This window comes from Sphingobium sp. B2 (assembly GCF_007693735.1).
GTDB classification, from domain to species: domain Bacteria; phylum Pseudomonadota; class Alphaproteobacteria; order Sphingomonadales; family Sphingomonadaceae; genus Sphingobium; species Sphingobium xenophagum.
On sequence record NZ_VDBZ01000040.1, the window covers coordinates 1 to 329 of the forward strand.

At 43.2% G+C, this 329-nt stretch carries 1 pseudogene; it reads right to left on the bottom strand.

The features are described from left to right. Nucleotides 1-329 (bottom strand): annotated as a pseudogene (groEL, locus tag FE851_RS25920) (chaperonin GroEL); the annotation flags it as partial.

A 329-nucleotide genomic window follows, 5' to 3' on the forward strand; every position in this document is an offset into this window, starting at 1 on the left:
CACGGTCAAATTCAGATGTTGTTGTTTCCAATTGAGATTTAATGAGGTTAACACGGTTAGCAATTGCTTCTGCGCTTCCTGCTCCTTCAACGATAACTGTACTATCCTTATCCACAGTTACTTTCGAAGCCTGACCAAGTGATTCCATAGTTGCATCCTTAAGTTCAAGACCAAGATCCTCAGTAATAACAGTTGCTCCAGTCAATACAGCAATGTCTTCCAACATCGCTTTACGACGGTCACCAAAGCCAGGCGCCTTAACAGCAACGACATTAAAGGTTCCACGAATTTTGTTAAGAACAAGTGTTGGAAGAGCTTCACCAGCCACG